Annotated in this window: 18 protein-coding genes; 3 read left to right on the top strand and 15 right to left on the bottom strand. The window is 61.7% G+C overall.

What is annotated here, in order from left to right; translation table 11 throughout:
* Nucleotides 1–145: 145 nt before the first annotated feature.
* The 3 genes from VARPA_RS03950 (at nt 146) to VARPA_RS03940 (ending at nt 2,906) form a co-directional block, all read left to right on the top strand.
* Nucleotides 146–949, top strand: coding sequence for an ABC transporter permease (locus VARPA_RS03950; RefSeq protein WP_013539255.1), 804 nt, complete (start codon nt 146–148; stop codon nt 947–949).
* Nucleotides 950–952: 3 nt separating this feature from the next.
* Entirely contained in the window at nt 953–1,654 is a 702-nt protein-coding gene (locus VARPA_RS03945; RefSeq protein ID WP_013539254.1) for an ABC transporter ATP-binding protein, read from the top strand.
* 136 nt (nt 1,655–1,790) lie between these two features.
* On the top strand, nt 1,791–2,906 hold the full coding sequence (locus tag VARPA_RS03940; RefSeq protein ID WP_013539253.1) for a class I SAM-dependent methyltransferase: 1,116 nt from the start codon (nt 1,791–1,793) through the stop codon (nt 2,904–2,906).
* Nucleotides 2,907–2,915: 9 nt separating this feature from the next.
* On the opposite strand, the gene VARPA_RS03935 is transcribed toward VARPA_RS03940, so the two are convergent.
* The 15 genes from VARPA_RS03935 to VARPA_RS03865 form a co-directional block, all read right to left on the bottom strand.
* Nucleotides 2,916–4,013: an acyltransferase family protein gene (locus tag VARPA_RS03935; RefSeq protein ID WP_013539252.1), complete on the bottom strand. Its 1,098-nt coding sequence runs from the start codon at nt 4,011–4,013 to the stop codon at nt 2,916–2,918.
* Entirely contained in the window at nt 4,010–5,182 is a 1,173-nt protein-coding gene (locus tag VARPA_RS03930; RefSeq protein ID WP_080559346.1) for an acyltransferase family protein, read from the bottom strand. The genes VARPA_RS03935 and VARPA_RS03930 overlap by 4 nt, the downstream gene beginning before the upstream one ends.
* A 69-nt stretch (nt 5,183–5,251) precedes the next feature.
* Nucleotides 5,252–6,322: a glycosyltransferase family 4 protein gene (locus VARPA_RS03925; protein ID WP_013539250.1), complete on the bottom strand. Its 1,071-nt coding sequence runs from the start codon at nt 6,320–6,322 to the stop codon at nt 5,252–5,254.
* Nucleotides 6,319–7,491, bottom strand: coding sequence for a glycosyltransferase family 2 protein (locus VARPA_RS30090; RefSeq protein WP_013539249.1), 1,173 nt, complete (start codon nt 7,489–7,491; stop codon nt 6,319–6,321). Before VARPA_RS30090 ends, VARPA_RS03925 begins: the two co-directional genes overlap by 4 nt.
* Nucleotides 7,488–8,588: a DegT/DnrJ/EryC1/StrS family aminotransferase gene (locus VARPA_RS03915; protein ID WP_013539248.1), complete on the bottom strand. Its 1,101-nt coding sequence runs from the start codon at nt 8,586–8,588 to the stop codon at nt 7,488–7,490. The genes VARPA_RS30090 and VARPA_RS03915 overlap by 4 nt, the downstream gene beginning before the upstream one ends.
* Before the next feature lie 34 nt (nt 8,589–8,622).
* Nucleotides 8,623–9,270, bottom strand: coding sequence for a NeuD/PglB/VioB family sugar acetyltransferase (locus VARPA_RS03910; protein ID WP_013539247.1), 648 nt, complete (start codon nt 9,268–9,270; stop codon nt 8,623–8,625).
* 481 nt (nt 9,271–9,751) lie between these two features.
* Complete coding sequence (locus tag VARPA_RS03905; RefSeq protein ID WP_013539246.1) at nt 9,752–10,405, bottom strand: NeuD/PglB/VioB family sugar acetyltransferase; 654 nt, start codon at nt 10,403–10,405, stop codon at nt 9,752–9,754.
* 43 nt (nt 10,406–10,448) lie between these two features.
* Nucleotides 10,449–11,618, bottom strand: a complete 1,170-nt coding sequence (locus tag VARPA_RS03900) for a glycosyltransferase family protein (protein ID WP_013539245.1) — start codon at nt 11,616–11,618, stop codon at nt 10,449–10,451.
* Entirely contained in the window at nt 11,618–12,946 is a 1,329-nt protein-coding gene (locus tag VARPA_RS03895) for a hypothetical protein (protein WP_013539244.1), read from the bottom strand. The genes VARPA_RS03900 and VARPA_RS03895 overlap by 1 nt, the downstream gene beginning before the upstream one ends.
* 571 nt (nt 12,947–13,517) lie before the next feature.
* Nucleotides 13,518–15,761: a glycosyltransferase family 2 protein gene (locus VARPA_RS03890; RefSeq protein WP_013539243.1), complete on the bottom strand. Its 2,244-nt coding sequence runs from the start codon at nt 15,759–15,761 to the stop codon at nt 13,518–13,520.
* A gap of 188 nt (nt 15,762–15,949) precedes the next feature.
* Nucleotides 15,950–16,948 (bottom strand): UDP-glucose 4-epimerase GalE, encoded by a 999-nt coding sequence (galE, locus tag VARPA_RS03885; RefSeq protein ID WP_013539242.1) that lies wholly within the window; start codon nt 16,946–16,948, stop codon nt 15,950–15,952.
* Complete coding sequence (gene rfbC, locus VARPA_RS03880) at nt 16,945–17,499, bottom strand: dTDP-4-dehydrorhamnose 3,5-epimerase (protein ID WP_013539241.1); 555 nt, start codon at nt 17,497–17,499, stop codon at nt 16,945–16,947. The genes galE and rfbC overlap by 4 nt, the downstream gene beginning before the upstream one ends.
* A gap of 229 nt (nt 17,500–17,728) precedes the next feature.
* The gene (locus VARPA_RS03875; RefSeq protein WP_013539240.1) at nt 17,729–21,136 is read right to left on the bottom strand and encodes a glycosyltransferase; all 3,408 of its coding nucleotides are present in this window, start codon (nt 21,134–21,136) and stop codon (nt 17,729–17,731) included.
* Between the two features lie 78 nt (nt 21,137–21,214).
* On the bottom strand, nt 21,215–22,141 hold the full coding sequence (locus VARPA_RS03870) for an NAD-dependent epimerase/dehydratase family protein (RefSeq protein ID WP_013539239.1): 927 nt from the start codon (nt 22,139–22,141) through the stop codon (nt 21,215–21,217).
* 2 nt (nt 22,142–22,143) lie between these two features.
* Entirely contained in the window at nt 22,144–22,860 is a 717-nt protein-coding gene (locus tag VARPA_RS03865) for a sugar phosphate nucleotidyltransferase (RefSeq protein ID WP_013539238.1), read from the bottom strand.
* Between the last annotated feature and the right edge of the window lie 10 nt (nt 22,861–22,870).

The following is a 22,870-nucleotide window of genomic DNA, read 5'->3' as shown; positions in this document are numbered from 1 at the left end:
CCGGCCGGCCGGCCATAGTCCCGAAGAAATCCCGTTTGACCTACTTCGGCAACGAAGCGCATTTGCTTACCGCCGTTTCATGCCACGGCGACCTGACCCAGGACAACACCGTCCGCATGGCAGACAAAAACACTGACGAATACGCATGAGCCAAGTCCATTCCAATCTGCATCGAAGCGCGCTGGCCGACTGGTGGGAAGGCACCCGCCGCACCGATATCTGGTGGACGCTCGCCTGGTTCGACATCGTGCTGCGCTACCGCCGCTCCATGCTGGGGCCGCTGTGGCTCACGCTGAGCATGGGCGTGATGATCGGCGGCATGGGGCCGCTGTATGCCTCGCTCTTCGGCACCCACCTGGACAAGTTCTTCCCGCACCTGGCGCTGGGCGTGATCTTCTGGGGCACTTTCTCCGCGGTGGTCACCGATGCCTGCAATGCCTTTGTCGGATCGTCCAACTACCTGAAGCAAGGCTACTTTCCCATCAGCCTGTTCGTCTGGCGGGGCCTGGCGCGCAACCTGATCCAGTTCCTGCACCAGATCGTGCTGTACATCCCCGTGGCCATCTGGGCGGGTGTCACGCTGTCGTGGTCGGTGCTCCTGATCATTCCCGCCTTCGTGATCCTCATCATCAACGCGCACGCCCTGGGCCTGTTGCTGGGCCTCATCTGCACGCGCTACCGCGACGTGACCCAGATCATCACCAGCCTCATGCAGATGCTGATGTTCCTGACCCCCGTGTTCTGGCTGCCCGAGAACCTCCCGGGCCGCGCCAAATACGTGCTCTGGAATCCGTTCGCGCAGATGCTCGATCTGCTGCGCACACCACTCATGGGCGGCGAGGCGCACCTGCACAGCTGGATCGGCATGGGCTTGTGGACCGTGTTTTGCGTCTCCCTCGCGAGCGTCCTGTTCGTCAAATACCGCCGCCGCGTCGTCTACTGGCTCTGATCCATGGCATCCATCTCACTCAAAAACGTTTCGGTCAGCTTCCCCATCTACGGGGCGGGCTCGGCATCGCTGAAGAAGACGCTGGCGGCTTCGGTCACCGGTGGGCGCTTCGGCAAGGAAACCGGGGTCACCGTGGTGCAGGCACTCAGCGGCCTCAACCTGGAACTCAAGAGCGGCGACCGGCTGGGCCTGGTCGGGCACAACGGCGCGGGCAAATCAACACTGCTGCGCACGCTGGCGGGTGTCTACGAGCCTTCGGCGGGCGAATTCACGCGCCAGGGCTCGGTGGCCAGCCTGATCGATCCCGCCCTGGGCATCGAGATGGACGCAACCGGCATCGAGAACATCATGCTGCGCGGCCTAGTGATGGGCATGAGCATGAAGGAAATCGAACGGCTCACGCCCGACATCTGCGAATTCAGCGGTCTGGGCGAGTACGTCAACATGCCCGTTCGTACCTACTCGACCGGCATGATGATGCGACTCGCATTCTCGATCTCCACCAGCGTCGAGGCCGACATCCTGTTGATGGACGAATGGCTGTCGGTGGGGGATGCGGCCTTCACCGAGAAGGCCGAGAAGCGGATGCGCGACGTGGTGTCGAAGTCTGGCATTCTGGTGTTGGCGTCACACTCGCCGGATCTGATCGCCAAGGAGTGCAACCGGGTGATCCACATGGAGCATGGGCGGATCGTCGAGCGCTGACGATCAGCCCGCTGGAAGCCGGCATTCCATCGCCGCGCCGCGGGTGATTTCTGGCTCATGAGCCTCCGCGCATCCTGTGGCGATTCGACGACTATGATCACCGTCCGCGCCTTGCGCGGCCTCAAGGATGAAAGAAATGCATTTCAAATGCAATGTCTGCGCAGCCACCAGCGTGGGCCGCACACTGACGCGCGGCGACGGGCGCAATGTCCTGTTCTGCGAGAACTGCGACATGGGGGTCGTCGAAGTGGTTCCCGAAGATACGAGCGTTTTCTATGAAGACACGTATTACGGCGCGACCCATGCAGAAGTGGGATACCACGACTACGAGTTCACGGCAGATCACAGTCTTCTGTGGGTCAAACTCGTACTGGAGGCGATCTCCCCCACGGGCCGGATCCTGGACATCGGTTGCGCCAATGGCCATCTGCTTCGGAGCCTGAACGGGGCCTACGAACGCTTCGGCATCGAGGTCAACGCCGCCGCAGCCGGGGTGGCCCAAAACAGAGGCGTGACGATCATCGCTTCCGACGTCTTCGATCCTGCGGTCAGCAATCGGACGCACGGAAGTTTTGACTTCATCACCTCGATAGCGACCTTCGAGCATGTGAACGATTTCAGGGGCGCATTCGACGTTTCCCTGAAGTCCCTCCAGCATGACGGCGTGCTCATCTTCGAGGTCCCGCTGATGTCGTACACAAGGGACAACAAGGATTGGCTCGAATCCTCGTACGAGCATGTCTACTACCCGACGGTCAAGGGGATGGAGGCTCTGGTCAAGGAATTCCCGGACTATCAGTTCACTGGATTCGAGTCCGCCATCGCCGGATACAGCTCGACTTATATCGGCGTTGCCGCCCGCGACCCAGAGGTCTTCTCCCGCGTCGCCCAACTGTTCGAGGCCATGACGAAGCCGTCGCCTGCCGGCCTTTCCGATGCGGAGACCTGCATCAATCTTGCGTACAACGTCGTTCATTCATTCAACGTGACAGCCGACCGCATTCTTGCGCTGCCGACGCTCGTCAAGCATGCCTACAGCTTCAATCTGGTCAAGCGGCTGACCCAGCTCTGGCATTCGGACCGGGTCGTCGCGGACAGTGCCGCGGGTGCGCTGGAGAGCGCTCAATGGCATGCGCAGCAAGCGAAGAACTGGCAGTACGAATGGGATCGCCTGCATCGCGACACCGAAGAATTGAGAGTGGCCAACGCTGCGATGCACGAGCAGCTGCAGTCTCCGCCCAAGCAACGCTGAAGACCGCGGTTATCGGGCAACGCCTCGACTTCGCGCGGATGGGACGACGCGCAGGACAGCCTGTGAAAGGCGTCGGCCCATCGTGATCCCCAACCTTTCCATCGAGTGGAACAGGGCGGCGGCGACAAGGCAAAGGGCAACCGTTGCGGCCAGCAGCACGGCGATGCCCGTCGTCGAAGGCCTCTCCCCGCCCCCGAGCGCCAGATAGGCCCACGATGAGAAGCTGCAGAGCACCAGAACGTGCAACAGGTACAGCGAGAAGGACACTCGGCCGAGCCACTGGGATACCGGCAACGAAAGTGCCCGCTGAAATCCTCTGTTGAGCAACACGCCATAGAGCAGCCCTGCACTGCAGAGCGTGAGCCACACGGGCCCGAAGTCATTAGGCCGCGCCGCGGCGAAGACGATCGCGCCGATCAGCAAAGCCCACGACACCAACGGCGCAGCCTTCGACGCGCCCAGCTTTCGATGCATGTCGAGCTGCGTGAAATTCGCCATCGCAGCTCCGGCGGCCATCGCCACGAACGGGGATGCGAGCCATCCGGTGATCGCCAGCAGCGCCACATGCATGGCAGCTCGCAGCACGCCACCCCGCCCCATGACAAGCAGCGCCGCGAAGACAAGGATCGAGCCTTGCATCTCGACGGGCATTGTCCAGAGCGGCGCATCGTATGAGCTTGCCGGCGAGCCATCGACATACACCCTCCAAAAGGAAAAGTGCAGCACGTCCGCCACGGTTGGCGTGAAGGCATAGACGATCGGCAGCCAGCCCTCGCTCCCCGTCACTTTGCTCGCCGGGATGTTGTGCATCCACCCCAGAGCCATCAGCCCCATGGCCAGACATGAGGCCGCGAAGATCGGCACGGTGAGCCGCGGATAGCGTCTAAGCGCGAGGTCGACGACTGCGCGTCGCTCGCCGGTTCGAAAGAATCCCACGCTCAGCACATAGCCGGAGAGAACGAAAAAGATGAACACCGAGAATGAACCGTCGGTGAGAAGAGGATAGAAACCCGGACGCCATGCCGGCCAGAAGATTTCTCCCGCATGGCACAAGACGACAACGAGCGCCGCCCAGCCGCGCAGGCCATCCAGGTAGGTTTCTCTCATGCTTCGGTGCGCACTACTTTGCCGCTGCTCGCATCCGTGATCGGCGGATGCAGCATCTTGGCCTTGCTCCCGCCGCGCAGCAGCCGCTGAGCAGGCTTTTCGACAAGCAGATAAACCGTCGTCGCCAGCACGAAGAGCGCACCGAAGTAGACAAACTCGGGAACGCCCGGCCATGCGAGAGTGGTGACGAATGCCTTGATCAGAATGAGATGCAGCATGTAGATGGAGAAGCTGATCTCGCCAAGGAACACGAGCGGTCGCACCGACAGCAACCGTCCGACCAGGCCGCGACCGGAGGCAAGGCACCCGATCGCCAATGCAAAGGCCCAGCACGATCCGGCCGGCTGAAAGAACAGGTTGAACCACGGATTCGGGAATTGTCGTTGCACCGCGTGGAAGCCCGCCAACATCCACCATGCGCAGACAGCGAGCGCGATCGCTTCCACAGCCGTCCACCACCACAATGATCTGGACTGACGCCTCAGATACTTCCTCCACAGCACGTTGGTCGACATGCCGAGCACAAACTCGAATCCACGCATCAATGGACTCGGATAGGTCGCATATCCGGCCGTCATTCGATTGAAGTCGCTGCTTTCGATCGGTACCGCTGCGATGCGAAGCACCGCGATCAAGGCCGCCGCCAACAGGGCGGCGCCCAGGAGCTTCCAGTGCCAGGTGCGTTCAATGTTGACCAGCAGGAACGGAAACGCCAGGTAGAAGAACATCTCTGTCGAAATGCTCCACGACACGGAATTCCACGAGAACGAGTACGCCAGAAATGGGAAGGCCGAGTGCACGAGGATGGCATTGAAGCCGAGCACCACCCACTTGCTGAAAATCCCGGGACCGTCGAACGTGATCGAGTCCGGCGCCACGCTGACGACCAGCAGGACGATGCCCACCACATGCACCGGCCAAAGTCTCGCAACCCGCGCGCGCATGAACGCCAGAATCGACCCGGGCGGGCGGTCACCATAGACATGCGTCAGGATGAAACCGGACAGCACGAAAAAGAAACTGACGCCCTGTGCGAGCGACAACGGTGCGCCGCGCAACCATGGCCAATCGAGGCTGTTGGACCCGTGCAGAACCACAATCATCATTGCGGCAAAAAAGCGCAGGCTGGTCAGCGCCTTGAGATTTTCAATTGTTGGTGGTCGCGACATCGTTGGGGCCAGTGCACCTGCTGCCGCTCGCGCCGCGGCGAAGCGCGCGATACCGGTCGTGAGCCTCTTTCAAACCAGGGCCACTTTCGCGAAGGCGGCCGCGTAAGCCTCGATCATCTTTTCGCGGCTGAAGTGCTCCAGCGCATGGGCGCGCGCCGCGGCCTTCAGCGCATCGAGCGCCTGCGGTTGCTCGTGCAGCCCGGACAGCAATGCGTGTATGCGCTCGGTTTCGGTCGGAGGAATCAGAAAGCCGTTGGCCCCGTCGGTCACCAGTTCAGGAATTCCGCCCACTGGGGCTGCGATCACGGGAACGCCGCATGCATTCGCCTCCATGACCAGAACGGGCCTGCCATCGAATTTCGAGGGCAGAACGAGCACATCCAATTGGTGCAGTGCATCTCTGGCGTGCTCAACGAAGCCGTGATATCTCAGCCTGTCTGCGATCCCACTGGCTGCAACGCGCTCCTTGACCATGGCCGCATCGGGACCCGTGCCGAACATCTCGAAATCGAGCGCGGAGTTCAGGGGCGCCAGCCGCCGTGCCAACTCGATGAATCCGACCGGATTCTTCTCATCCGACATCCGGCCGACATAGCCGACCTTGAGCCTGGGGCCGCTCTGCGTGGCGACAGGGGAAAACTCATCCAGATCGACACCGCTGCGAACGACGACGACGGGAGGATCGGGTCTGCGGGACGATCGCCTGATGTAATCGCCCATGAAATCACTCTCGACGATCACGGCATCGAAGCATCCTTCATAGAGGAAATGATTCAACGTATGGCCGATCTCGTTGTAGAGAATGTCGGCGATGCGCAGGCCAGGCAACCGCTCTTTCCAATAAGGAAGCAAGTGATAAAGCTCTCCAGCGCCTATCTGCAGCACGAGATCCACCTTGCGGTCGACAAGCTGTTCGAGAACCAGATCAAACCGGGTCATCGCTGTCATGCCAGACAGATCGAGAAGATGCCCGGTCGAAGCGAAATCCTCCAGCGCATCAGGTTCGTAAGCTGCCGATGCATCGCCGCAATAGGCAACCGTGATATCCACACCGCGCGCTCTGAGGGCACGGAAGATGGCAATCGAGAGAGCACCCTTCACCAGGAAAGGGAGCAGCGCCAGGATACGAGGCGAATTCATTTGGTCAGGGTCCGGACAAGACGCGACCATGCACGTCGGGGCAAAGAAGGTGAAGAGCCTGAGGCCGGAGCCGGAGCTTCGGCGGCCGCCTGGCGCTCAAGCACGAGCGAGCGATAGGCCTGCTCCCATTTTTCGCTTTCCCCCCTGAAATAGTCCCTTGCTTCGATGTAGGCCCGGATGTCGCGGTGAAGCTTGTCGACCTCCTGATATGCATCGGCACTCGGTCCCACGAACGCAAAGGAACGTCTGCCGACTTCGGCAAGCTCAGGCTGAACGCTGTAGTTGCCCAGCATTGCGCGGAAGTGCTGGAAATCGGATGCCGCCGCCGATTGCATCATCGTGCCGATCAGTCTGTACGCCTGCAATGGCGGCAATTGACTCAGCGACGGATGGCGACACGTCCAGGCAACCATTCGAGTGATGGAAAGAAGCAGCGAGCGAGCTTCTGCAAGAGGCACCAGATTGCGTTGCATCGCGTAGCTGACCTCGAGCAGCGTGCCGACAGGGTCACCGTGCGTTACGCCACGGGAATGAGCGCGAATGAAAGTCAGGCGCTGGGGAATGACGGCGAATCTGCAGCCATGCTGCAGGGCGCGAGTCCACAGTTCGTAATCCGGCGCGCGAACCATCAGCGGATCGTCCAGCCCGATTCGCTTGTGCGCCGAAGCACGCACCATGGTGGAAGACCGGCACAGATGGTTGGCACCGATCCAGGTGTCGACCAGATTCAGGTCGCGCGGCTTGTTGTATCCCGCCTCCAACGCATCGGCCGATGGATGCCGATCGTCGTTCTCGTCATAGATCTCGACATAGGTGCCGATGACATCGAGTTGTGGATTCCGGGCAGCCGCCTCCAACTGGATCTCGGCCTTTCGCGGGTCGATCCAATCGTCCGCATCCAGGTTGACCAGCCACTCGCCGCGCGCTTCCTGAACCGCCCGGTTGTAGCTCGCCGCCCCACCCAGGTTCTTCTCATTGACGAACAACCTGATGCGCGGGTCTTCAATGGCCGACACGATGGCCACCGAACTGTCGATGGATCTGTCGTCCACCACCACGATCTCGAAATCCTGCACCGTCTGGTCCAGGATGCTTCGCAGCGTCTTGCCTATGTAGCGTTCGTAGTTGTACGAGAGAACGATGTACGAAAGAAGCGGGCTCTTGCTCATTGGAGGCAGCCCGTGACGCGATCCAGGTCGTCCGGCGACAGGTCGTCGTGGAAGGGCAAGCCGATGACACACGGCGCGAGAGTGTCGGTGACGGACAGGCTGGACATCGGCACGTCCTTGAACGCCGCATGCCGATGGCAACCCAGCCCCCACCAACGGCGCCACTCGACCTTGGCATCGTCGAGCCGCTGCGTGGTTGCAGCGACGTCCGCAGCCGGAACGATCACGTTCAACGTCATCGTGACCCAATCGCTTCCGACGCCGCGTTGCAAATGCACCGCCTTGCCTTCCAGCCGCCTTGCGTATGCCGCCGTCAATTCACGCATTTCCTGGGTGCGCTTGGGCAGCCCGTCCAGTCCCGCCAGGCCCACTGCGGCCGAGTACTCGGAAATGCGGTAGTTGCCCGCGCGCAGCGAAGACTGGCGCTCCTGACCGACGAACCCGAAGCCCGTCATGGCCGTTGCGCGGTCCATCAGTTCCCGGTCGGCACAGAAGATGGCCCCGCCTTCGCCGATGCCCAGGGTCTTGGTGGCATGAAGGCTCACGCAAACGGGTTGCCGGCCGATGCCCGAGAGAGAGGTCAGGGCGGCCGCGGCATCGAAGACGACGGGGATGCCGTGTTGTTGCTCGAACGCAGCCCAGGCGGCGAAGTCCGGCGGCGCACCGAAGGCGCTGACGACCAGTACCGCGGCAACCGGACCGGGCACCCCGCTCAGCGCTGCAGCGGCGATTTCGGGCGTGAGCGCCAGGGAGTTCGGATCGGTCTCGAGCAGATACGGCGTCAGGCCGGCATTGCACACCGCATGCGCGCTGGCGATGAAGGTGAATGCAGGCATCAGGCAATGGCCGCCTTGCTGGCAACGCAGCCTCAATGCCAGTTCGATCGCGGTGGTTCCATTGGAGGTCAGCGTCACATGGCTTCCACCGACAAGCTCGCCAAGACGGCGGGCGAATTCGCCATTGAGCGGCCCGTAGTTGCTGTACGTGCGCGAGCTGTCGATGCGTTCGAGATACGGCAGGAGGCTCGCTGCCGCCGGCAGTCGCGGTCGCAGGACCTTGATCGTCGCCGGGGAAATATTGCGGTCTTGAACGGGCATGACTGTAGGCATCTGGACAACTGGACGATAGGAACTAGGCCGGAGGCGGGACGAAGGGCGCGGTACCGCCCCTGCGCTGAATCGGGCGCGCCGGAACACCAACGACGGTGGAACCGGGCTCGACGTCGCGGATCACCACGGCACCGGCCCCCACGGTTGACCAGGCGCCGATCACGACACCTGGCGCCACGGAGACACCCACACCCAGGTTGGCGCCTTCCTCGACCGTGACGCGTCCTGCAAGAGAGCACGAAGGGCCGAGATTGACGAAATCTCCAAGCACGCAATCGTGGGCGATCGTGCTGCCGGGATTGATCAGCGTGTGGGACCCGATCGAAACGTCCGTCGTGATGCTGCAAAGACCGATGATCAGGACGCCCGTGCCGACCGAGACGCCCGAACCGACCACTGCGGCTGGATGCCGCACCCCCACGCATTCGACTGCGGTGCCGATCGACAACGCGGCGCGTTGGCGCGCCCGACCATCCCCGACCGCGAGGACAAGGCGCACGACAGGATCCGAAAAAGTCTCCAGGCGCTCGGCTCGTACTTGAAGCCCGCGGATATCCGCGACCGGGAAGCCCGGGTCAACGACGAAGCCTGCGACGTGCTCCCCGCATGCCTGCAGAGCGGACAGAACTTCACGGCCCAGTCCGCCTGCCCCATAGATCAAAAGCGTCATGCGCAACGGTGAGATAAATCAGAAAGAGGGTGGCCGCGCCGGAGCAAGGCAGGCCAGTATACGGCCGCAGTTAACATTGAGTTAACAACAGATACCGGCTGCGCTAACATTTGGCGGGCCTGGAGCTTGAGAAACTCGCTCCAGCAAGGGAGCGAGGTCAATGCGGCCGCGGCCCCGAAGACGACGAAGAATGCCGTGTCATTCCGTCTACTGGAGATGCGGCGTCAGGGCGGCCTTGCACACGCACCGTGTGCGCGCTGGCGATGAAGGCAGCAGCCATAGGCAATGGCCGCCTTGCTGGCAACGCAGCCTCAACGCCAACCGGATCAGGGTGTTCCGTTGGAGCTCAGCGTCACATGGCTTGCGCCGACCAACTCGCCGAGGCAGTGGACGAATTCACCATTGAGCGGCCCGTGGTTGCCTACGTGCGCGAGTTGTCGATGCGTTCGAGGTATGGCAGGAGACCGGCTGCCGCCGGCAGTCACGGTCGCGGGATTTTGATCGCCGCCGGGGAAATGTCGCCCCTGCGCTGGATGAGACGCGCCGGAACGCCGACGACGGTGGTTCCAGGTTCGACGTCGCGTATCACCACCGCGCCGGCGCCCACCGTCGACCAGGCGCCGATCACGACACCTGGTGCCACCGAGACGCCGACACCCAGGTTGGCGCCCTCTCGAACCGTGACGCGTCCCGCAAGAGCGCACGAAGGGCCGAGATTGGCGAAGTCCTCCAGCACGCAATCGTGGGCGATCGTGCAACCAGGATTGATCAGCGTGTGGGACCCGATCGAAACGTCCGTCGTGATGCTGCACGGGCCGATGAGCATGGCACCCGCATCGATCGAGACGCGAGAACCGATCACCGCGGCCGGATGCCGCACCATGACGAACTCGGCGCCTGCATCCAGCGACTGTGCAGCACGTTGACGCGCTCGGCCATCCCCCACCGCCAGCACGAGGCGCACAGCAGGGGTCCACAAAGTCTCCAGACGTTCGGCCCGCACCTGCAGGCCTCGCATGTCCGGCACCGGGAAGCCGGGGTCGATAACGAAACCGGACACGTGTTCCCCGCATGTCTGCAGGGCGGACAGCACTTCCCGACCCAGTCCGCCTGCGCCATAGATCAACAGAGTCATGTGGTGCAACGGTGTGGTGATCGGAAAGGAAAGAGCGGCCGCGCTACCGGGCAAGCTGCAATGCACGCAAAACCGCCCCCGTCTGCTCCTGCCAGCCGAACTTCGACAGCGCATCGCTGCGCGCTTCCTGCGCCATCGATTCGTAGGCGTCGCTGCGGTCCATGGCGCGCAGGATGACTTCGGCCCATTCGTGCGCCTTGGCCAGGTAGCCGTTTTCGCCGTCGCGGATGGCTCGGCGATAGGTGAAGCTCGGCGAAGCGATGCTCAGGGTGCCGACGCTCGCCGCCTCGAAATACTTCAACTCGGATTTGCAGTCGGTGAACGCATTCGACTGCAGCGGCATGAGGTTGAACTGCACCGTCCCGAGCAGGCGCTGGAGGTTCACGTAGTCATGAAAAGGCTGTCGGCTGACACGGTGGGCGAACTCCCGCATCACCGGCCCATGATCGATGTAGCCGACGACCATGACCTCAGCCTCCGGCCGCAGGGCCAGCACCTCGGCCAGTGCGGACTCGACGATCGCGTAGTCGAGGCGATGCGAAGGCGAACCGCTGAAGTAGCCGAGCGTCACCTTGCCGTTGCCGGCAAAACGTGCCCGCTCCTTCTCCGCAAAGACGCTCTGCGCGAGCGCGAGCTGCTCCCGGTTCATGAAGTTCGGCACCACGTGCACCGGCAGGCCCGAGTAGTCCGCGAGCTTCTGCGCAAGAAAGTCGTTGGTCGTGATCGCGCCATCGCACAGTTTCAGCGTCTGGCCCATGCGGGCGATCATCGCGAACCAGTCGTCCCAGAGGCCGTTCTGCGTGACATCCAGGCCCAGAGTGGCGACCACTAGGTGTGCATAGTCGGAGTCGAAGACCAGATCGTCGACATCGAACAGCACGCGTTTTCGGCGCGCGCGGAACTTGGTGACGAGGCCATTGACCCGATGGCAGTAGCGCGAACGGCAGATGACCAGCAGATCGGCGGCGTCGGCGATCTCGTCGAAGCGCTCGCTGTCGGACAGGAAAAAATAGCTCGCCGAGACGTGGCCCGCCGCGTCGTCGTTGAGTACGTGAGCCATGTTGTAGGCCCGGTAGCGAAACGTGCTGTTGTTCGGCTCTTCGTAGAAATAGGCCACCCGCATTTTGCGCCGGTACAGCATGGCCAGCCGGGTCGAGAGCGGCTGAAGCCAGGGATCCGCATAGGGAACGGGCGGGGTTTGCAGTGCAAACATCAGCGCCCCGTGGAGAGCGACTCGAGCGTCGATTCGAACGATTGCGTCCAGTCCGAGCCCAGGGCATTGGCTGCGAAGTTGCGGCTGCGCGCCTCCTTGTCTCCTGCGAGCGCCACGCCGGCCCTCAGCGCATCGAGCATCGCCTGCGTGTTCAGTTCGGCAGCGAGGATGTTGCGCGAATAGCCCGACAGATCCTGCTTGTTGGCGAACTTGTTGGTCACCACGACGGCACCGCTGGCCGCCAGGTCCAGAGGGGGGTAGCTGGGGTGCGGCGTGTACATCAGGCAGAGCCCGAGATCGATCGTTCCCACCAGGTCGGCATAGGCCTCCCAGTCGAGTCCTTCGATGCGCTGGGGCGAATAGCCGTCGCCGAAAGTCACATTGGGAATGTCCTTCCCGACCAGGAAGATGTCCCACTGCGCGAGATCGAGGATCTCCTCGTTGACTGCCCTGTCGATGAGATCCAGGCCGATGTGGAAGAGATTGCGCGAATTGTTCGGTCGCGCATAGAAGAAGAACCGCTTCTTGCCACCCGGCTCCCGCTCGCGCTCGTGGAACAGCGACTTCGGGAATGCGGGCTCGAACCAGCATCCGGCGCGCCGCAGGTGATCCAGGCCCGTTGCGATCAGATGGTCGTACAGGAGCTGGGTGTTGACGACGAACCGGATGTCCTGGACTTGCAAGACCCGCTCGCATTGAACGCGCTCTTCTCCGAAGGGATAGAACATCCGTTCGTCTTCCTGGAGCAGGTAGACGATCGAGGCGGGCGGAACGCTGGGCAGCGCCGCCGCAGTCGTCCACCACGAGGTGGTGACGAAGATTTCGTCGGGGAGGATGTCCAGGCTGGGCGCCGTTTCTCCGGCGGGAAGGGCACTCGGATAGTCGCCTCCGACGTGCGGTGCGAAGGCAAACTGGATTTCCTGCCGCAGCCGAATGCCGTAGGCGTCCAGGACCTGCGAGGCATTCGCCGGAGAGGGCTCCTCGGTCCGGGTCACGATCCGCAGCGTTGCGTTCATTCGATTGGCCAGTTGGGCCGCAAACAGCAGCGCGGTGCCGACCCCACCGAAGAGGCTCCCCGAACCGATGCTGTCGGTCACCAGGCTGATTCGCGGCAGCGAGGACTTCGGGATCACATAAGTGTGCAGTGGCTGCTGCGAGACGAACTTCAGCGCCCAAAGTTCGGGAAGCGTCATTTTCGGGTCGCTCGTTTCCCCGGGCTTTCCATTCACGCCAACGATCTCGCCCAGCTTCCTGCGAATCAACCGTGCAGCCCCCGGGGTTCCCTGGTCCCACCAGAAGGCTATGAATCTCCGAATTCGCGCAATCATCATGACTTCCTAGTTTTTATAAATTTTTCATGCAAACATCGATCAAGACGTATGACAACGATGACAAGTCGGCCACGAATTCAATAGGAACAGAATGCAAAATTCTTTCAATATTAATTCGTCTTTGTCGAATTAGAAGTCAGCCCAGCGTGGCCGCCGCGCTACTTCACCGCTTGTACCGGTCGAAACACTATATATCTGATGACCACGTAGGCGGTAACTGAAACTGTATACACCGGCACACCCATCACTGCGCAAGATAGTTATTGAGACCGAAATGGTCTATTGCTCGTCGAAATGAGCATTGACGGCAACGCCGCGGTAGAAAACGCCACCTCTTGCAGCAGCGCAAGCTGAAAAAAAATATGAACGACAGCCTGAAATGCTCAGGCGTTATTTGATCGCTGATTTCAACACCTGAAGTTTTCATCGAGCAGGCAATTCGACAACATCGAATTCGCTTCTTCAAATTAATTAATCAATCAATCCATCAATTCCAGACACCGACGAAGGTTTTATTTCGCCAATCCCATGGATCACCCCTGTCGCCAGATCCACTCGAACGCTTTTTTCACCGCCTGCCACGAACGAAACGATAGGCCCGCCATGTCCAACGCGCCGCGAGCATGCTGCCCCGAATCATCCAGGGCACCTTGCGCTCCAGCCAACGGGACGCCTTGAGGCTCGCGAAAACGACTTGCTCGTCGTACTGTCCCCCAGGTCCGAAGAGCCCTTGGATGAGCTCCTCGGCCGTGGCCTCGGTATTGTCCAGCGGCTCTTCGATCACCTTCGGTTCTGCACCGGCCTGGTTGCCGGCCACCGCTGCGCCGATTCCGATCAGCAAGTGCCTGGATTTCTGCGCGACCGCGTGGGGAGCACTGGTTCGCAACAGATCGCCGTATTCGATGCGCTTGCGAGCGAGATCGCGCGACGCATGGACCATCGAATTCAATCTTCTTCTGTAGAAGAAGAAAACATCCGTCGTGACGAGGAATCGCCGGCCTGCATCGCACATCCTCATGAACAGCGACCAGTCTTCGTAGCAGTTCAAACTCTCCACGTATGGGAAATCGTCGAGTGCCGATTTCCTGAACAGCGCCGTCGCGGTAGAGAACCGGTTCTCCAGAAGACCGGCAACCACGGCCTCGCCGGAGAACATCGCGTAGTCGCAGAAGTTCGCCGCCTCCCCCGGTGTGGGCTCTGCCTCTCCGTCGAGGAAGTACCCGGCGGGGGTCACGACGATGTCGAATTCCGCGCTGTTCTCCAGCGCAGCCACGCCGACCTCAAGGAAGCGCGGATGGATCAAGTCATCGGCATCCAGCGTCAGCACGTAGCGGCCCGTTGCAAGACGAACGCCGATGTTTCTCGCCGCCGCCAGGCCGACGTTCGCCGTGAGGCGAGCGATCTTGAGACGGGCGTCTTCCTTGAACGCGAGCTCATCGATCACGCGCAGGCTTTGCGCATCCGTCGACGCATCGTCCACGACGACGATCTCGATGTTCCGGTAGCTCTGGGCGGCCAGGTTGTCGAGCGTCGCCGTCAGGTAGCTTCCCAGGTTGTGGTGCGGCACCACAACGGAAACCAGAGGCCGTTCCTGCAGCACACGCCACAGAGGCCTTTGCCTGGTTGCGACATGCCATGGCCCAGGTTCTTGCGCGTACTGCACCGGGGTCAGTGGCGCCTTGTCCTCGAAATTGCGCTCCAGCGCGCCAACCAGTCCATCGACCGTTCCGTCGAATTTCAGGCAATTGACACCGTCACGCCATCGCGTGCCTTCGCCGAAGGCCGGATTCGTTTCGTTCAGGATCACCCGTGCGCCCAAGAGCGACGCCTCGATGGCGGCCATCTCGCGCGCCGGGGACGCACCGGGGCAAACGACGGTTGCGCCTCCGACGAGCGCTTCACGCGTGTGCGGCGCCAGTTCCGGGATGAAGCTGGCGCGCTCGCTGAACATCGGCGGAACCAGGCGCTCGATCTGCGCGATGTAGCGCTCGTCAGGGCAATGGCCTGCGAGCTTCATCGCGCCCGTGTAGCTCGGACACTGGCGCATGAAACCGGCAACTCCGCGCACGAAGAGGTCGGGGCGTTCCGATCTCCGCAGATCGGCGCTGAAGACAATGGCCTGGTCGGAAGCTGGGGAGACCGCATGTACAACGCCAGTGACATCGCCAGACAAAACCGGCGGTGCGTGGCAAACGACCCTCGGCTCCCATTCCTCTGGAGAAAAACCAAACATCTCGCGCGTGGCCTCGCTCACTGCAGGGCTCGGCGCAATGACGAAATCGCAATCGCGCAGGCATTTGCGCTCCAGGTCACTGAGATTCAGATCCTCGATGGACAGCGGCAAGGCCTCGGCATGCATCAACGCGGTGTGAGATCCGCAGAGGCGAACCACGATGGTGGCATCGGGCAGGAAGCCCTGCAGCCGGCTTTCCTGCAGCGTGCAGAAGGCGAGCCCGCCCGCATCCTGAAACTCCAGGTACTGGATCGGCTGGCTCTCGCTCAACGCCGAAAGCGCCCTGAACACGCATGCCGAACGCCAGTGCGCAGATGTGTTCGAGTAGGCCGATTCGGGGGGATGCTGACGCGAATCCGCGAATCGATCCTGATCGATGCGGGTATCGACCTCGACGAGTGTCACGTTCGGAAAGGCGGCCTCGAACGACACACGGTCGACGGCTGCGTCGACCATGACCAGGGTCGCACGTTGGCGGTCTGCTTCGTCGAGGGCGCGAAGCAGGTCGGACGTCACCCGGCCTGCCGCGTCAGGTGTGCAGGGAAACAGTCCGGTGGAAACGAAGACGAGGCGATCCATTCAGCCTCCAGGGAACTGGCGATGCCGAGGGACCAGCTCGTGGGCTTGTTTATCCGACGCCCAGGATTTCGAGCCTCGGGCTCTTTGGCAAATTTGAATCAAACGCTATTCCCCACCTTCCCGTTTCGGGATTCTTATTGACCGTCATTCGTCGGCGGATCTTTCCGGCGGCCGCCCCCGCATTCACTTCACTGGCCGTTCGCGGATTGCCATCGCCACGCATCGCGGCACATGTCGTCGAGGTCGCGCTTGGCGACCCACCCCAGCAACTCGTTCGCGAGGCTGACGTCGGCAAAACTGATGCCGATGTCGGCCGCGCGGCGCGACACGATTTCATACGGGATGCGCCGGCCGCTCAATCGCTCGAACGCCTTGATCACGTCCATCACCGAAGCACCACGCCCGGTGCCGAGATTGACCACGATGTGCGTCTGATTCCGTTCGAGGAAAGCCAGTGCGGCCACGTGTCCGTCCGCAAGGTCCATGACATGGACGAAATCGCGGATCCCCGTGCCATCGGGGCTCGGGTAGTCGTCGCCAAAGATCTGCACGGCAGGCCGGAGCCCCGCGGCAACCTGGCACACGAGCGGCATCAGGTTGCTAGGTGTGCCCACAGGGCTCTCGCCGATCAGGCCGCTGTCGTGCGCACCCACCGGATTGAAATACCGCAGCGTCGCAATTCGCCACTGCGGATCCGAACGGCTCAACTCGTAGAGCAGGTCCTCCACGACCAGCTTGGTGCGGCCATATGGATTGCTCACGGTGAGGGGTGCGCTCTCGGCCACGGGCATCGGCTGCTCGGGGCCATAGACCGTCGCCGACGACGAGAACACCAGGGTCTTGCACCCTGCACGCTCCATGGCCCCCACGAGAGCGATGGAGCCATGAACGTTGTTGTCGAAATAGTCGATCGGGCGATCGATCGACTCGGTCACGGCTTTCAGGCCGGCGAAATGCAAGACGGCGGAGATCGGGTACTGCGCGAAGATCCGGTCGAGCGTCGCTCGGTCGCGGATGTCGCCTTCATGCCAACGCACCGGTTGCCCGGTGATGCGCTCGATGCGTTCGAGGACAACCGGGGTGCTGTTGGAGAAATTGTCCAGAACGACAAATTCGTACCCCGCGCGCGCCAGTTCAACGCATGTGTGAGATCCGATATACCCGGCGCCTCCGGTCACCAGAATCAAGGGCCATCTCCGGCGATGCTTTCGGCAAGCGTTGGTGCCGCGGCGTCCTTGGCGGACAGCACCGGCGAGGCGCCCGAAAGGGGCCAATCGATCCCGATCGCCGGGTCGTTCCACGCGATGCTCCGCTCATGGGCGGGCGCGTAGTAGTCGGTGGTCTTGTAGAGAAAGTCTGCCGTCTCGCTCAATACGAGAAAGCCGTGCGCCAGGCCGGGCGGCACCCAGAGTTGTCGATGATTGCTTTCGTTGAGCTCCACGCCCACCCATTTCCCGAAAGTCGGGGAGGTTGGCCGGATGTCCACTGCAACGTCGAACACCGCGCCCTGAACCACGCGCACCAGCTTTCCTTGCGGCTGCTTGACCTGATAGTGCAAGCCACGCAGCACGCCCTTGGACGAACGTGAGTGGTTGTCTTGCTTGAACGCCAGGTCCGAGCCCGTGGCACGGCGGAAAACTTCTTCGTTGTAGCTTTCGAGGAAGAAACCTCGGGCGTCACCGAAGACCTTGGGCTCCAGGATCAAGACGTCCGGAATGATGGTGGGAGAAATCTTCATGCTTCAACGTTGGGAGAACACCTGCGCCGCAATCGATCGGCTGCGTAGCGGGGATTGTTACGCAAAAACGATCGCTGTCGTCTTTCTGCACGCACCCCGTGTTGCTGCAACCGGAAAGATCAAACAAGGGCGGACGCGAATTTACTTGCTCACTTTCTTTTATTCAAAATAAAACCTTTGCCATTTCAAATAAAACACAGCGCAATATTCGCCGCCCGAATGGTTTTCCTCAACTCTTCGAGGCCTTCATCAATTTAACAAGCTCTTCTTCGTAGCGCCGGAGCATTTTCTTTATGTCGAACCGGCGCTCGGAAAATTCTCTGGCGCTCAGTTTGAAATTATTGAGCTTTTCTTTGTCTGCAGCCAATCCTTCGATTCTTCGAGCGAATTCATCGTAGGCTCCGGGCTCGCACAAATAACCCTGCCGCCCCTCTTCCATCATCTCCGGCAGCGCACCGACTCTTGATGCAACGATCGCCGTCCCGCTCGCCAATGCTTCCATGACGATGTTCGGGCGCCCGTCCAGGCGGGAGGGCAGGCACAGAATGTCGCACGCTTGCAGGTATGGCTTCATTTCCGGCACAGTGCCCCGCAGCAGAAAGCGTCCTGTCGGAAAGTTGGCCGCCGCCACGGCGGCTTTTACTTCTGATTCAAGATGACCAGCGCCGGTCATCAAGAACACGACGTCGATATCCTTGGACAGGCGCTTGGCAATTTCGACAAATCCAAGAGGATCTTTCTCCTCGGACCATCGCCCGAAAAATCCGACCACGACCGACTCGCTGGAAATTTCGTCAAAGCCAACTGGCAATTGGTCTTTTGCCGCGGGGGCATTCTGGTCAAGGTCGACGCCGCTCTCCACCATCTGGATGCGTTCGGGCCTCTCCCCCGCGGCAATCAGCCACTGCCGGACTTCCGAGTTTTCGACAAAGGTGAGATCGATGCAATCGGCATATCTCCGATTGTTGGCGGTATGCCCGACCGTATTGAAAAGCAAATCGGCCACGGCAAGGCGGGGGTGCCTTAATTTCAGCGCCGGCAATTGGTCGTAGACAAAGGCGCTGCCAATCACCCAAAGCAATTGGATATTTTTCGATTGCAGCAGATGATCGATGAAATCCCGCCAGTATTCCTGCTCGAGAAATCTCGGCAAATGGAATATCTCAAGAGTCGCCGATTCAAACCAGGACGTGGTATCGCCGTGCGCCTGGCCCACTGGAACGGTTGTCACAATGGTCACGCGCCAGCCATTCTTTGCCAATTGCGAGACGATGCCACTCAATAAACGTTCTGCGCCACCTAAAACAAGAAATGGCATTGCAATCAGCAGCGAGGGACCCGCAGGCTGAATATGAAAACGGCGTCGGCTCGCAAAGGATTGGGGCAAGCGTGGCGGCGGCGATGCGCCGTTCGTTCGCGCGGTACGAATGGCTTCCTCAGTCAGCACGTCCTCGTTGAAGCGATGAACCAGTATTTTCTGAACGTCGTTATCCAGAACGGCTCGGCTATTGCTCAAGGTTTCGCCGTGGCTGCGGTAAAGAAAAAGAGGCTCGCGAATGCCGATAAAGCGCGCCCCCAGCGCGGCGAGTCTCACCCAAAACAGCCAGTCCTCGTGAACATGTCCGGTCACCGGATCGGAGTCCCGATATCCGCCCGCCCTGCGCCAGAGATCCTTGGGATACACCGCGCACGTGAGTGCGTTGTTACCTTCCAGCAACATATCCAGTGTCGGGCGTTCGTGCGGCGTCCAGATTTCCGACTTGTCGCCGAAGAACTGGAGTCCCGGCGAGACCACTTGATAGCCCGAATGCTCCAACACGAAGACGGCTTTCTCGATGTAGGTAGGGGCGATACGGTCGTCGGCATCCAGGCAGCAGATGTATTTGCCTCTCGCGTGGCTGATGCCGAAGTTGCGGTTGGCCCCTGCACGGTGCGGCCGGTCCTGCACTAGGAGCCGCAGTTTGGGCGAGGCCTTGCCGACAGCCTCGATCAGGCGCTGGCGGGATTCGGGGGAGCTCGAGCCGCCTTCCACCACGATGATCTCGATGTCGGTGAAGGTCTGCGCCTCGACCGATCGGATCGCATCGCTCACCACGTGGCCGTAGTTGAAGCAAGGAATCACGATGCTGACGAGCGGACGATCCGACGGCCAGTCCGGTCCGCTCGGCGGGTTCACCGCATCCGGAACAATGCACGCTGGCGGAAGGAGGCGAACCGCCTCCGCGGTGCGCCTTATGGCTTCCAGGCTCCCCGCGCCACTCCCGGCCAGCGCGCGCCGGCGCCTGAATTCCCGAAGGTGGTCGAAGATGCGACCTCGCAGCGTCCACCACACAAGCTTTGCGAGTTGCTTGGTCCGCCTTGCAGCGTGAGGATTGTTCGTCGCCCAGCGACGCACGGGCGCGGTGGCCCGCCATGCGATGGTTTGCTGCATGGCCTCGAGCCGACCCGCAGTCTCCAAAGCCCGATGTTCGATGGCGGCGGTCTTCCCAACCTCCTCGGACAGCTTCCTGCGAAGCGCTGCCGCTTCCCCCTCGCGCTCCGCAGCGCGCCTGATCTCGAAGTTGATGGCCTCGGTGGCCTGCGCCGCATTGAGGCGCGCGTCCGCGAGGATCACCTCGACTTCGCTCTTCAGGCGCTGGATCTCGCGGCTCGCGGCCTCGCAATCCGCCGCTTGCACGGCACCGGATTGCAGCCTCTTGAGGTCGAACGACCAGAGCTGGGCGATGCGCGCAACCAGCGGCGGCGTGAACTCGCTGCCGTCCAGTCTTGTGAGCGATTGCACCGAAGCCTCGGTCGCCTGCCCCGCATGCAGCAGATGCAGGTGCGTCGAGGCACTGACATCCTCGGTCGCGGCGCTGTCGAAATCGGCGTTCAGCAAGCGTTCGAAAACGTCGTTGACGCGGGCAGCCTGGCGTTCGTTCTTCGTGACGATGCCGATATAGGTCGAGGCGTAGTCCTTGATGGGAATTTCCGCGCCGGTCAGATGAGCGCCCAGTTCCTTCTCGACGATGTGGCGGATTGACTCCTCGGTCGGATAGTAGATGTGCTCCAGCGAACTGTTCAGCCAGGCCGCGTTGCTGGACTCGGCCGACATGACGGGAACCTCGAACAACAGGAATCCGTCGTCTTTCAGCAGATCGAGGGCCGCGCGGAATCCGCCGCGCAGATCGAGCAGGTGCTCGAACACCGCGATGGCGGTCACCACGTCGAACGCGGCTCGATGCGCATGCACCAGTTGCGGATCCAGCAGGTCGTTGCCGAGAAGCTTGATGCCCTTGCCCTGCGCCTGACCGGCCGCCTTGGCGTTGACCTCGATGCCGAACTTGTCGAAAGCGTCCGCGAACTTGTCCAGCAGATAGCCGTCCGCGCAACCTATGTCGAGAATCTTTCCGTGATCGGCCAGCAGGCGAACCAGCGCAAACGCCCAGCCCAGCCCATGCTCGGCCATGAAGCTGTAGTCCGCATAGCCGCTGCTCTCTCCGTTCACGTAGTAGTTGTCGTCGTAGTACGCCTCTGTGCTCTCGGGCAAGCGGGCAATCACACCCAGGCCGCAGCGGGTGCACTGCTGGATTTCCATGCCGTCTGCCCGAACGGCGAATGGCTTGAAGCTGGTACCGGAGCACGCGTTGCAGATCATCTTTGTGGGTTTGCCTGTGAAAAACGAAGGGCTGTATATCCGGCACCGGGCTGGACACGTTCCTTGCGAGCCCTCGTTCTAGGTTGCGGAGATCGCTTTGCGTGCGCTGTGCAGGATTGCTTCGAGAACGGCATCCATGTCGGAAGGCTCGGTGCGAAGCCCCAATGCCTTCAGCCGGGATGGATCGCCGACGAACGCCCTGACATCGCTGTTGCCGCGCCGCGATTCGTCATGCTGCAATTCGACCGGCACGCCGGAGACGGCAATCAAACGCTGTGTCAGGTCGAGCAGCCGCTGGCCGTTGCCGGTGCAGATGTTCACCACCTCCGCAGGGGCATCGCTTGCCAGCGACAGATCGACGAGAAGCTTCGCAACGATCCGTACATCCATGAAGTCGCGCACGACATCGAGATCACCCGTCGCGAGCACGCCTCCCTGCCCGCCCATGCTCGCGATCTGGTGCGCGAAGCTTCCCAGGGCCAGGGACTTCGGCATGCCGGGCCCGATGGGATTGAACAGCCGGGCCACCACGACGGACAAGCCGCGTGACGCGGCGATGAAGGCATGGCTTGTCTGGGCCAGCTTGCTGGCGCCGTAGGCCGTGTTGGGGCGGCACGCCACGTCCTCTCGCACAGGCTGAAGGGCGGCGGGCACCGGCCCATATTCGGCCGCGCTGCCCGCAAGAACCACACGGGGCTTGAGCGGCATGGCGAGCGCGGCGTCCAGAAGATTGGCCGCGAAGACCACGTTGGCCTCGTAGAGCTCGCTGTAGGAGGGCGCAGCGGAAACGCCCGCCAGATGCATGACGATCTGCGGCGCCACGGCCAGGAGCAGATCTCGAACCTCGGCCGCGTCGCCAGGGTTGGAAAGCACACGCCTCGCTTCGCCTGCGACGGCAGCCCGTTCGGTTCTGCTGACGGCGATGGTTTCAAGGCCACGCGCCCGCAGTTCATCAAGCACCGCCCGTCCGACGAATCCGCTGGCGCCGGTGACAAGCACGCGCATGGTTATTCGGGCAGGAAAAGCTCGCGACTCTCGTCGAACATCTTCTGCGCCGTCGAGTAGTCTTCCGGCCGCCCGATGTCGAGCCAGAAGCTCTCGGGCTGCTGATGGCAGCGAACCTTCTTGCCGGCCGCACTCAGCTTGAGCAACAGGTCCGGCATGTCCAGATGAACGCCCTCGCTGACGTGCGGCTTCACCGCATCGCGATTGAGCATGTAGAGGCCCATGCTGACCAGGTGCTTGCTCATGGGCTTCTCGAGGTAGCCCTGGAGATTCATTTCCGCATCGACCTGGATGAGCCCGAAATCGATCTTCACTTCTCTTTCGTAGACGCAGATCGTGGCATCCGACTGCCGCTCGGCATGGGTGCGGATGAGCTGGCCGATATCGAAAGTGGTGAGCAGGTCGCCGTTGGTGACGATGAAGTTCTCGCCGACCTTGTCGATCAATGCGCCGAGCGGGCCTGCCGTCCCCAGGGGGCTGTCCTCGAGGCTGTAGTCGATCTTCAGACCGAACCGCGAACCATCGCCGCAGAACGCGCGGATCAGATGATGCAGATGGTTGACCGCAAGGATGACTTCGTCGACGCCGGCACGGCGAAGCTGCCGCAACAGCAGCTCCAGCACGGGCATGTCCCCGAGGGGCATGAGAGGCTTCGGAAACGAGGCGGTGAACGGCTGAAGGCGCGTGCCCTTGCCGCCCGCCATGACGACTGCTTTCATGGTGCTTGCT

This window comes from Variovorax paradoxus EPS (assembly GCF_000184745.1).
Classification (GTDB): domain Bacteria; phylum Pseudomonadota; class Gammaproteobacteria; order Burkholderiales; family Burkholderiaceae_C; genus Variovorax; species Variovorax paradoxus_C.
Note: the sequence above shows the minus strand (reverse complement) of the source record. Positions and strands in the feature narration are given on the sequence as shown.

Bases quoted from the DNA above. Each gene is read 5' to 3' on its own strand.
- VARPA_RS03950 (WP_013539255.1), top strand. From the start codon at position 146: ATGAGCCAAGTCCATTCCAATCTGCATCGAAGCGCGCTGGCCGACTGG.
- VARPA_RS03945 (WP_013539254.1), top strand. From the start codon at position 953: ATGGCATCCATCTCACTCAAAAACGTTTCGGTCAGCTTCCCCATCTAC.
- VARPA_RS03940 (WP_013539253.1), top strand. From the start codon at position 1,791: ATGCATTTCAAATGCAATGTCTGCGCAGCCACCAGCGTGGGCCGCACA.
- VARPA_RS03935 (WP_013539252.1), bottom strand. From the start codon at position 4,013: ATGAGAGAAACCTACCTGGATGGCCTGCGCGGCTGGGCGGCGCTCGTT.
- VARPA_RS03930 (WP_080559346.1), bottom strand. From the start codon at position 5,182: ATGTCGCGACCACCAACAATTGAAAATCTCAAGGCGCTGACCAGCCTG.
- VARPA_RS03925 (WP_013539250.1), bottom strand. From the start codon at position 6,322: ATGAATTCGCCTCGTATCCTGGCGCTGCTCCCTTTCCTGGTGAAGGGT.
- VARPA_RS30090 (WP_013539249.1), bottom strand. From the start codon at position 7,491: ATGAGCAAGAGCCCGCTTCTTTCGTACATCGTTCTCTCGTACAACTAC.
- VARPA_RS03915 (WP_013539248.1), bottom strand. From the start codon at position 8,588: ATGCCCGTTCAAGACCGCAATATTTCCCCGGCGACGATCAAGGTCCTG.
- VARPA_RS03910 (WP_013539247.1), bottom strand. From the start codon at position 9,270: ATGACGCTTTTGATCTATGGGGCAGGCGGACTGGGCCGTGAAGTTCTG.
- VARPA_RS03905 (WP_013539246.1), bottom strand. From the start codon at position 10,405: ATGACTCTGTTGATCTATGGCGCAGGCGGACTGGGTCGGGAAGTGCTG.
- VARPA_RS03900 (WP_013539245.1), bottom strand. From the start codon at position 11,618: ATGTTTGCACTGCAAACCCCGCCCGTTCCCTATGCGGATCCCTGGCTT.
- VARPA_RS03895 (WP_013539244.1), bottom strand. From the start codon at position 12,946: ATGATTGCGCGAATTCGGAGATTCATAGCCTTCTGGTGGGACCAGGGA.
- VARPA_RS03890 (WP_013539243.1), bottom strand. From the start codon at position 15,761: ATGGATCGCCTCGTCTTCGTTTCCACCGGACTGTTTCCCTGCACACCT.
- rfbC (WP_013539241.1), bottom strand. From the start codon at position 17,499: ATGAAGATTTCTCCCACCATCATTCCGGACGTCTTGATCCTGGAGCCC.
- VARPA_RS03875 (WP_013539240.1), bottom strand. From the start codon at position 21,136: ATGATCTGCAACGCGTGCTCCGGTACCAGCTTCAAGCCATTCGCCGTT.
- VARPA_RS03870 (WP_013539239.1), bottom strand. From the start codon at position 22,141: ATGCGCGTGCTTGTCACCGGCGCCAGCGGATTCGTCGGACGGGCGGTG.
- VARPA_RS03865 (WP_013539238.1), bottom strand. From the start codon at position 22,860: ATGAAAGCAGTCGTCATGGCGGGCGGCAAGGGCACGCGCCTTCAGCCG.